The organism is Bacteroidota bacterium (genome assembly GCA_018692315.1).
In the GTDB taxonomy this organism is placed as follows: domain Bacteria; phylum Bacteroidota; class Bacteroidia; order Bacteroidales; family JABHKC01; genus JABHKC01.
The window spans coordinates 36,305-46,387 of sequence record JABHKC010000217.1; the positions used below are offsets into that span (position 1 = coordinate 36,305).

At 30.3% G+C, this 10,083-nt stretch carries 6 protein-coding genes; 4 read left to right on the forward strand and 2 right to left on the reverse strand.

Going from position 1 to position 10,083, the window contains the following annotated elements:
- Position 1 precedes the first annotated feature (1 nt).
- Both HN894_15970 and HN894_15975 read left to right on the forward strand, forming a co-directional pair.
- Positions 2-805: an inositol monophosphatase gene (locus HN894_15970; GenBank protein MBT7144820.1), complete on the forward strand. Its 804-nt coding sequence runs from the start codon at positions 2-4 to the stop codon at positions 803-805.
- A 120-nt stretch (positions 806-925) separates the two neighbouring features.
- Complete coding sequence (locus tag HN894_15975) at positions 926-2,017, forward strand: hypothetical protein (protein ID MBT7144821.1); 1,092 nt, start codon at positions 926-928, stop codon at positions 2,015-2,017.
- A 198-nt stretch (positions 2,018-2,215) separates the two neighbouring features.
- Here HN894_15975 and HN894_15980 read toward each other — a convergent pair whose 3' ends face one another.
- Positions 2,216-2,758, reverse strand: a complete 543-nt coding sequence (locus HN894_15980) for a hypothetical protein (protein MBT7144822.1) — start codon at positions 2,756-2,758, stop codon at positions 2,216-2,218.
- A 109-nt stretch (positions 2,759-2,867) separates the two neighbouring features.
- Here HN894_15980 and HN894_15985 point away from each other — a divergent pair, with 109 nt between their 5' ends.
- Positions 2,868-3,524 carry a PorT family protein gene (locus HN894_15985; protein ID MBT7144823.1) on the forward strand — a complete coding sequence of 219 codons (657 nt, stop codon included), beginning with the start codon at positions 2,868-2,870 and terminating at the stop codon, positions 3,522-3,524.
- A 55-nt stretch (positions 3,525-3,579) separates the two neighbouring features.
- On the opposite strand, the gene HN894_15990 is transcribed toward HN894_15985, so the two are convergent.
- Entirely contained in the window at positions 3,580-6,216 is a 2,637-nt protein-coding gene (locus HN894_15990) for a tetratricopeptide repeat protein (protein ID MBT7144824.1), read from the reverse strand.
- Between the two features lie 804 nt (positions 6,217-7,020).
- On the opposite strand from HN894_15990, the gene HN894_15995 reads away from it, so the two are divergent.
- On the forward strand, positions 7,021-9,942 hold the full coding sequence (locus HN894_15995) for a PAS domain S-box protein (protein MBT7144825.1): 2,922 nt from the start codon (positions 7,021-7,023) through the stop codon (positions 9,940-9,942).
- Positions 9,943-10,083: the final 141 nt, after the last annotated feature.

Here is a 10,083-nt window from a genome sequence, read left to right on the forward strand (position 1 = left end):
CATGGACATTAAAAAAATTTGTGAACAAACAAAATCTTTGGCCATTGAAGTTGGTGGATTTATCCGCCAGGAATCAGGAAAAATAACAAAAGAATTAATTGAAGTAAAAGGCTTGCACGATTTTGTAACATATGTTGACAAAAACGCTGAAGAAAAAATTGTTGCAGGTTTGCAAAAGATTTTACCCCAAGCCGGATATATTGTCGAAGAAGGGAGCATTGTTAGAGAAGGAGAAAAATACAATTGGATAGTAGATCCGCTTGATGGGACTACAAACTTTATTCATAATATTCCCCCATACGCCGTCAGCATTGCTTTGATGGAAGATGAAAAAATTATTATGGGAGTTGTTTACGAAATTTCACAAAACGAATGTTTTTATTCATGGAAAGGGGCACCTGCTTTCTTAAATGGAAAAGAAATAGAAGTTTCAAATAAGAAGAAATTGATGGATTCGTTTTTAGCAACAGGTTTTCCATATTACGATTATTCAAAATTGAATGCGTATATGAAAAGTATGGAAGAACTTCTTAAAACAACCATAGGAATCAGAAGGCTTGGCTCGGCTGCTACAGACCTGATTTATGTTGCCTGTGGCAGGTTCGATGCCTTTTACGAATATAGTTTAAGTCCTTGGGACGTTGCTGCCGGTGCATTTATAGTAGAACAAGCCGGCGGAAAAGTCAGCGATTTTTGTGGAGGAAACAATTATATATTTGGGAAAGAAATTATAGCTACCAACGAATTTATTTTTGAAGAATTTCTGCATATATTGAAAAAATATTTTAATTTAAGAAATTGTTGATATTTAAATATGTGGATTTTTAGAATAGAAAATCTTGAGATTTTCAGGAGTTTTGCAAATTATATTTGAAAATTGTTTGAAAAAGTTAACGCAACCCAATGAAATGAACATTCTTGTATTTTGAAAAAATTCCTTTTTATATTATTAATATTATACTTTTCCGTAGCCAAAGCTCAAAAGAGAAACAGATTTATTCAGTTCGATAACATAGAATATAAATTTAACTATGGAACTATTGCACCCCATCGTTCATCAATCAGATATTTGCAAAGAGGACATATCCCATCTTTCGAAATAATACTTAGTCAGCAAAAAAATGGGGAAAAACTATGGGAACAATTATTCCGTTATCCAACAGTTGGTTTAGGTTATTATTTCTCATATTTGAACTATCCTGAAGTGTTGGGAAATGCTCATGCTCTATTTACATTTATTAATGTTCCATTGCTAAAATTCACCAGATATTCAATAAACTACAATCTTGCCTTTGGAGTATCATATATCACTAAACCATTTGACATTGACAAGAATTACTATAATGTGGCAATTGGTTCGAATGCTAACGTTTACCTAAATTTTGCGATCGATCAGAAAATTCGTTTGTCAAAAAAGCTTGAATTGCTCTTAGGAATCGGATTAACGCACTATTCAAATGGTTCGATAAAAAAACCAAATCTCGGACTAAATATATTATCTGCTCAGACAGGAATTAAATATTTTTTTTCAAAGGAAGAAAAACCGAAAATCATTACCCAAAAACCAAAAATTCAAAATCCATACAATTTTCAAATAGTCTATTCTGCCGGTTATAAAAGAATATATCCGCCCGGAGAAAATATATTTTTAACTTCATCGCTAACATTTGATGCTGAAAGAGCAATTTTCATAAAATATGGACTTGGTTTAGGTTTTGACATTTTTTACAATAGCTCGCTTTACGAAAAACTCAAAAAAGAAAATGTCGAAAATCTATCCAAACTGTACAACTTTCGTGGAGGAATTCATCTCAGATACAAAATTAACTTCGGAAAACTGAGCTATTATATGCAAATTGGCTATTATTTATATACAAAATGGCAAGCAGATAGAAACATATACAACAAGTTCGGATTAAATTATTACTTTTCTAAACACTATATTGCAAATCTGGGCGTAAAAACACATCTTGGCAAAGCCGATTTCATCGAATGGGGTTTTGGATATCGTTTTTGATAATTTTCAATTTACAAAAACAAATAAAGTTTTCCATTAAGGCTTTGCTACGAAATATGCTGACCAAAGCAAGCGAAGTTATTTTGTGCGATAACAAGGCAAAAAACACAGGCATAGCTATAGTTACGGCGAGTATTTTTAACGAAGTTTGCGTGCAAAAGTGCAAGCTTGAATGGGCAAGTTATTTCTTTGCAATGCCTAAATATTCATCATATAAACAATTTTTTTGTTAGGAATATCGTAAATTTCCATTGCTTCTCCTAGTTCAACTCCATTTTCTGTAGCATATTCTTTAAAAGCAGGGTAAGCTTTCATGATTCCTGCAAGAATTGACAATTGATTTTTAAAAGGGAATTCAATTACAATACACTGAGATTTTTCTTTTATTCTAATATTATATTTTGCTGAAAATGGTTCAATTTTTTTCGAGTTTTCAGAATTCAAAATACAACCCAAATCGCTTCTAAGTTTGGTTATTTCCACAGTATTTGGATCGTCGTAATAAATCCCAAAACCTTGAGTAGTTTCAATACCATCAGCCAACAATGATTCGTAAATTTCGTTCTGAACAATATGAGTTTTACTATAATCGCCTATGTGTTTTTTATAAATCAATTCGTAGGGTCCCATTTCCTTTTCAACAATTTCGACAGAGGTGAAAAAACCCGAATACCAAGCAAAACTAAGTATTGTAAGTCCAATAATAACGATAATAATAAAAATCCATTTTAACACTTTCATAACCTTAATTTTAGTTAAAAAATCAAAAATATAAAAATTATGTTTTTTTTATTACTTTAAACAAAAAAAAACTATTTTCGCCTCAAAATATTAATTAAATTATTGAAAAATGAAGAAATTATTAACTTTTATTATTGTTTTATTTGTGGCAAATTCTATGGTTGCTCAAATTTCTGTAGGACCACGATTGGGAGTAAACATTGCTTCGCATACTTACATTTCTGATGATAAAGATATTCAGAAAGATTTTAACGACCTTTCTGGATCCATTGTTGGAGCAAGTTTTGGCGGTGTTCTCAATATTAAAAAAGATAAATCAAAAGAATTCCAACTTGAGCTACTTATGGTTCAGAAAGGAGAAAGCTTTGAAATTTTTGATGAAAAATATAAATTCAGAACAAGTTACCTGAATTTGAAACCAATGTGGAATTGGGGAGGTGGAGATAGAAGAGGAAATTGGTTTGCTTATGGACAGTTTGGACCTTATGTTGGATTTTGGATGGGCGCAAAAGATGTTGAGAGCGGCACAAAATATGAATTTGAAGATATAGATACGGAATATAAAGAACTAAGACATATAAGGTTCGATGTTGGGATTTCTATTGGAGCTGGTTTTAAATACAAAGTGGGACCGGGTTATATAGATTTTAATCCTCGCTTTTCGCATGGTTTTGCTCCACAAATAATTGATGATATGAAATCTTACTGGACAGCAAACTTAAACAGAAACTTTAGTCTGAATTTTGGATATTTGATAGAATTATAAAAATATTGAAAGTAGAACAAAAAACCCACGACCAAAAATCGTGGGTTTTTTATTTCTACACTTTTAGTCCCATAATTAAAATATCATCGACTTGTTCGAAATCTCCTTTCCAGTTTTCCAAAGTATTTTCAATAATTATCCTTTGCGCTTTCATTGGCAGATTACTATTTGTTACTATTAGCTCTTTAAATTGTTTGGTTTTGAATTTTTTGCCATTTCTCCAACCAAACTGGTCTATATAACCATCGGAAAACATATAAAACCTATCCCCTTTTTCAATTAGAATTTTTTTACTAGTAAACAGTTTTTTATCGTGCGGATGTACGCCTATCGGCATTCTGTCTGCCTTATAAACTTTAAGGTTGCCATCACGAATTAGATACAGCGGATTATAAGCACCTGCAAAATCTAAAATCATATTTTTTAGGTCGAAAATACAAAGAGCCATATCCATTCCGTCTTTCGATTCAACTTCGTTTGAAGTAGTATTTAATGATGATATTACATTTTCTCTAAGCTTAAAAAGCAGATTTTCTGCACTAATAAAGGTAGAATTATTTACCAAATCTTCCAAAGAAGCAATTCCCAGAATACTCATAAAAGCACCCGGCACGCCATGTCCGGTGCAGTCTGCTACTACAGTAATAATTTTATCTTCTTTGTACGAAATCCAATAAAAATCGCCACTTACAATATCACGGGGTTTATTTATTATAAAATATTCCTTAAAATATCTTGCCACTGAATTTTCGGATGGAAGCAAGGCAGATTGAATTTTTTGAGCATATTTTATACTATCTGTAATTCCAATGTTTTGCGACATTATCTTATCTTTTTGAATAAGAGCAATATCTCGCTGGTTTTCCATCTCGAGATGCTGATTCTTAATTTCCTCTTCTGCCATTTTAAATAAAGTTACATCAGAATCAAGAGCAACAATTTTTCTAAGATTATCATTCTTATCAAAAATTGGAGTTATTTCGCGTTTCAACCAATAGTTTTTTCCACTTACTGAAGCAAAATAAGATGTAAAATGCCCAGATTCTTTATTCTTTATGCAACTTTCAACAATTTTTTCGTTAAGTATTGCATCCACTAAATTTGTCCCTTTTGTTTTTTTAAATTCTGCCAAAGTTTGCCCATACAATTGCTCGAAAGCATTATTTACCCATTCTATTTCTCCATTATTATTAGCAATGATTACAGAATTATGAATTTCGCTTGCAACTATTGATAGTTTTTCTAACTCAATATTTTTAGAAATTAGCATTTCCGATTGTAATTCGAGTTTGTTTTTTTGTTCAGAAATCTTCTCATTTTTTAATTCGAGTTCACGATTTTTATTCTTTTTTAGGCGGTTTTTTTGGTATAGAAGAATGACAAAAAATGCAGTAATTATCAAACTAACAATCCCAACTGTGATTAAGGCTTTTTGCTTTTTCAACTGAATTGCATCGCGATATATCTGTTTGGATTTTATTTGTTGCTCTTTTTGAAGCTTCTCAATTTGCTTTTCATTTTTTGCGGATTTATATCTTGCCTCTAACTCAGCTATTTGCTTCAAACTAAACTCTTTGGTGATATATTCACGTTTCTGACTATAAAGCTGGTGATAGTATAGAGCTTGCTTATAATCGCCAATTAAAGAATAAACTTCTGCAAATGATTCGTAAATATTCATAATCAGAACGCCATCATTCAACATATTTGCTATAATTAGCGACTTTTCATATTCAGAAATTGCCCAAAGATTTTCGTTAAGGCCTAAATACATCTCAGCAATAGAATTGTATATATTAGCAATTTGTTTAGTATTTTTCAGGGCAATATAATTATGTAAAGACATATCAAAAAACTCTATTGCTTTATGATATTTTTTTTGGGAAGCAAAGATTTTTCCGTTGGAATATAAACTCATTGCCAATCCATTCTCATCTCCATTTGTTCTACATATTTCCAAAGCCTCATCTAAAAGCTCTTTCGCTTTTTTGTGGTCATTATCATAAATATAAATTTTTGCTAAATAATTCAAATTTTCCACAAGGTGTGTGCTATCCGACAATGTTCTGTATATTTCTAATGATTTTTTAAAATATTTTAATGCACTTACATAGCGTTCCTTTTTAATCATTTCTGCACCAATAATATCTTGTGTCTCAGCAATTTTATATGACTTGCCTAATTTTTCAAATATTTTCAAAGCTTTTTTTGAATATTCTATCGAAACATTATAATTTGCCCACTTCGAAAAAATTTGTCCAATATCATTATAGCATTTTGCAATTTCTGATTGATAACCCAATTTTTCGTATATTTCAATAAGATTTTCGATATATGAAAGAACAATGATGTAATTATTGAAATAATTGTAAACATTGATTATTAAATTATAAGTGTTTATAATATTCTCCAAAGAAATTATTTCGCCTTCGCTAAACTTTATACTTTTAGATAATTCTAATGCCTTTTTCGCATTTTTTAATGATTCTTCGGGAGAAGAACTCAGATAAAATTCGGCTATCTCATTTAGAATCAAAACCTTTTCTCTATCGTTCGATTTTGACAATATATTTTGAAGACTATCAACTTTTTGAGCCTGAAGTTCTATTGAATAGAAAGGACCGAGCAATAGCAACATAGAAAGCAAGAAAACTTTCGCAAAAATAAGCCTAATAAATAATTCTGATTTCATATTATCAGACAATTTAAAATATTAATAACCATGGCATTATAAAAATATTTAATCTCAACACATTTTTAATATTCCCTTCGATGAAAGACTAAACTAAAAATGGAAATATAGCGGTTTAAAAAGAAATTTCCTAAATCAATTCAAAAAATGTAGTAATACTTCAAAATATTCTTCAGTAATCACGAAGCTAAAGAAAAAATAATTTTCTTTTAATCTCATCGTGTGTTCTGTAATATCTTTATTTAAAGATGATGCTACTGCCCACAAGCCGTCGCCCACCCGTCATTTTTTCTGGCCAACGCCTATAATTTTTATCTAAATTATTTTGGTGGGAACATTGTTGATAATTGTCGATAGCAATGAAATTCACGTCTTCTGCAACTAATAGTCTCATTATTAGGCTCGTTCTAACTTTATTGCTGCGGTGGTATCGGAGAATTTTGGAAACAATGCAATTTAGCATTTTAGCTTACAGATAGCTATCACCAAAACATTTCTCTTCAATACCTCAAAAAAAGATTTAGCAATTTTTATAAAATAATTTATTTTTGATAAGATTTCTATTTTCTCCAATGCAGTAAATGCTTTTGTATTAGACAAATGAAAAAAAACAAAATATCTCAAAAAGGGATATTTCTAATTTTGAACTGTTTTCTTAGAAACTCTATTTAGTTTCATGTAACTTCTTAGTTTAAATGTAGTATTTGAAGATAATAAATTAAGATTTTCAGTTTTTTTGAAATTATTGTGTACTGTAAAATAATAATATATCTTTGAGAATTAATAGACTAGTTATATTCAGAAATGAAACTTTGGTTTAATAAAAATTTAGAAAAAGAATTTATAGAGAATTACTTCGCAAGATCTCTTAAAAATATCCGTTTTGCATTTATTCTTGTCATAGTTTTATATATTTTATTGAGTATTTTAGATATATGGTTTATTCCAGAATCAAAGGATATTTCATTCTATTTTCGTCTGATTTTTGTTTTTCCAATTGTGTTGTTTTGCTTAATTATTACGTTTAAAAAAACAATATTTCAAAAATATTTTCAACAAATCCTTGCAATTATTGCTCTGGTAACTGCCTCCGGCACTTTAATAGTCTTGCCCTTTATTAAAGAAACAGAAATTGGATATCATACATACTTTTTGTATCTGTCATTAATAATAGTTTGGAATTTTACGGTTCTGCGCATAAGATTCTACCATGCTTTCATTACAAATTTTATAGTGTTTTGCATTTTTATTGCAATTGAGTACTATCATTTTATTAATATTGAAGACGTATCTAAACTAAACGATTTTTTTATAATTATTAATAAAGTCATAATTCTTTCATGGTCTTTTTTGGTAGGAATTATTGCAGGGTATTTTATAGAAAGGTCATATAGAATTGATTTTATCCAAAACAAAAGAATAGCAGAAGCACAAGCAGAAATAAAAGAAACAGGCGACAGATTTAAAAAACTCTTTGATAGTTCGCCTGATGCAATTTTTGTGGAAGACAAAGAAGGATTTGTGATAGATGCAAATGTAGAAGCATGTAAAATACATGGCATAAAGAAATCTGAACTAATTGGAAAAAATGTAATAGACCTTGTTCCTGAAAAAAACCAAAGAGAAGTAAAACTATTTTACCCGAAATGGTTTTCAGGCGAAGTGAATCAAGCAGAAGGATATACTCACACAACCAATAAAAAAGCCATTCCTGTCGAAATAAGAGGAAATATTATCCAGTATGCTAACGAAAAGGCTTTACTTCTGCATGTTAGGGATATAACCGATAGGAGAAAAATTGAAGAAACCCTCAGACAAAATGAAGCAAAGTATAGAAGAGTTTTTGAGCAAGCAAGTGTTTCAATAATTATTACATCATCGGAATCAGTAAGATTTGCCAATCCAAAACTCTTAGGTTTGTTGGGAGTAAATAAGGACAAAATATCTTCAATTTCAATAATTGATTATATTCACCCAGACGACAAAGAAAAAGTAATATCCAATCAGAAAAACCGACTTGAAGGCAAGAAGGTAGAAGACAAATACGATATTAGGATTATTCATACAAATAGTCAGATTCTTTGGGTAGAAATTCAAAATACTCTGATTGAATGGGAAAAAGAACCTGCCGTGCTTACTTTCGTGATAGACAATACCGAAAGAAAAAAAATGCAAAACTCAATTGAAGAAAATGAGCTCAAGCTAAAAGCAATTTTCAAAAGCATTCCAATTCCTTCATATCTATTTAGAAAATTAGATAATTTCTTTGTTCTTGAAAAATTCAACGAAGCAGCATTTAAAGTTACTCACGGGCAAATTAAAAATTTTATTGGTACCAACCATATCGATCTTTACAAAAACAATCCAAAATTTCAAAAAGACATTGTGCGATGCTTTGTCGAAAAATGTACAATTTCTTATAACTATTCGCATCTTTTCAAAAAATCAGGAAAACTAAAACACTATGCCGTGAAGTTTGCTTTTGTTTTTCCCGATATGGTTCTTCTTCACACAGAAGATATTACAAAACAAATTGAAATAAGAGAAGAACTGATAGTTGCAAAAAAGGAAGCTGAGGAAGCAAATGTTGTAAAAAGCGATTTTTTAGCTTCTATGAGTCACGAAATGAGAACACCCATGAACGCAATTATGGGCTTCAATAATTTGATGGAAACTACAAAACTTACAAATCTTCAGCAAGAATATCAAAACAATCTTCAAAATGCTTCGGAAAGATTAATGTCAATTATTAAAGACATTCTCGATCTTTCGAAAATTAAGGCAAAAGGCATGATGATAGAAAATAACCCATTTGATATTTTTTCCTTCATCGAGAAAATAGTTGAACCACTCAAAAAAGAAATAGCAGAAAAAGGTATAGGATTTAGTCTCAATATCGATCAAAAAATTCCGAAATTTCTAATTGGCGATGAACATAACCTTCAAAAAATTATTGGACATTTGCTTGGCAATGCATTTAAATATACAAATAGTGGGAATATTGACTTTTCGATAAAACAAATTCATCGATACAAAAAGCAAACTGAAAAAGTTGTGGTTCAGTTTTCGATCAAAGATTCTGGAATTGGAATTGAAGAAAAAAATCACAAAAAAATATTCGAACGGTTCACTCAAGTTGACACTTCCGTTCAGCGAGAATTTGGAGGAATTGGATTGGGACTAACAATATGCAAGCAATTAGTTGAACTTATGAACGGTAAAATTTGGGTAGAAAGCCAACTTGGCAAGGGTTCGGTTTTTTGTTTTACAATCTTGTTTAATATCGATGAACAAAATGAAAAATCACAAAAACAGAAAAATATTTCCATTGTAAAATCAAAATCAAACAAAGTTCCTAAACTGACAATTTTATACGTTGAAGATAATCCGATGAATGCACATATTGTCAAATCATATTTTGTAAAAAAAGGACATAATATTTCTATTGCATTAAATGGAAGAATTGCAATAGATTATCTGTCAAAAAAAAGTTTCGATATTATACTTATGGATATAGAAATGCCGGTTATGGACGGAATTAAAGCAAGTGAAATAATTAGAGACGAGAATTCAGAAGTTATAAATCACAAAGTTCCGATAATTGCAGTTACCGCCCACGATACAAAAAAATATCGAAGCCTCAGCAAGGAAATAGGCATCAATCATTTTTTTACAAAACCCGTAAAACTTGAAGAATTGCACACTTTAGTACAATCATGTTTATAATATTTAGCCTGAATAATTCATAAATTTTCGTCTCGAAAGTTCAAAATGTGTGTCAGATTTGAACTACCACAGATTTTTATTTTTGAGTAATAGCGAGCTATTTTGATGGAATAAAAATTGAGGACGGTCAAAGATGATGTG

Bases quoted from the DNA above. Each gene is read 5' to 3' on its own strand.
- HN894_15970 (MBT7144820.1), top strand. From the start codon at position 2: ATGGACATTAAAAAAATTTGTGAACAAACAAAATCTTTGGCCATTGAA.
- HN894_15980 (MBT7144822.1), bottom strand. From the start codon at position 2,758: ATGAAAGTGTTAAAATGGATTTTTATTATTATCGTTATTATTGGACTT.
- HN894_15985 (MBT7144823.1), top strand. From the start codon at position 2,868: ATGAAGAAATTATTAACTTTTATTATTGTTTTATTTGTGGCAAATTCT.
- HN894_15990 (MBT7144824.1), bottom strand. From the start codon at position 6,216: ATGAAATCAGAATTATTTATTAGGCTTATTTTTGCGAAAGTTTTCTTG.
- HN894_15995 (MBT7144825.1), top strand. From the start codon at position 7,021: ATGAAACTTTGGTTTAATAAAAATTTAGAAAAAGAATTTATAGAGAAT.